Raw genomic sequence first — 653 nt, 5'->3', positions numbered from 1 at the left:
CAGTCAGCGACGGGTTCTTTGCATTTACAGGCAGCAAAGCTTGAGGCGGGGAATGGGCGGATAGCCGCCGGTGATCTCTTAGAGATCCAAGCAGCAACAATTGATCTGAGCCGCATGCAAGACAATGATCAAACAGGGGTTTCTTCCCTTGGCGATCTGACCATTAAAACCAATCAAATCACCGCTTTAAACAACCATATTGGTGCCAAGGGGAATATTGTCTTGAGCGCCGATGATGGGCTCACTGTAGGCGCTGGACATTATAGCGCCGGCGGCTCTCTTTTGGTGGAAGCAGCAGAGCTTACATCACGCGCGCGCTTAGTGGCAGAGCAAAAAGTTGACCTTTATGCGCATCACGGTGCCCTGATCCAAGAAGGCACTGTCTGGTCCAATGGGAAGATAACGCTGGATGCCCATGGTGCCCTCAATCACACGGGTGATATTGTCAGCATGCAGCAGATTGCCTTGACAGCGGGGGGCATGCTCACAACCTCTCAAGAGAGCACGATTTTAAGTTATGATGTGGTTTTGAGTGCTGATGCTTTAACCCAAGCAGGGACTGTGGAAGCTCAAGAGGGAGCATTAACCCTTCAAGTGCGTGATGGGGTCGCAAATAGCGGCACAATGCGCGGTGAGAGTGTCGATGCTCATAT

Annotated in this window: 1 protein-coding gene; it reads left to right on the top strand. The window is 51.6% G+C overall.

Going from position 1 to position 653, the window contains the following annotated elements; genetic code table 11:
• A partial coding sequence (locus ACFILZ_RS10235; RefSeq protein WP_375682395.1) for a hypothetical protein occupies positions 1-653 on the top strand: 653 nt, incomplete at both ends.

Origin of the sequence: Bartonella sp. AP40SXNS (assembly GCF_042195825.1) — a bacterium.
Classification (GTDB): domain Bacteria; phylum Pseudomonadota; class Alphaproteobacteria; order Rhizobiales; family Rhizobiaceae; genus Bartonella.
The sequence above is the reverse complement of the archived record's forward strand: the minus strand, read 5'-3'. Positions and strand labels throughout refer to the sequence as shown.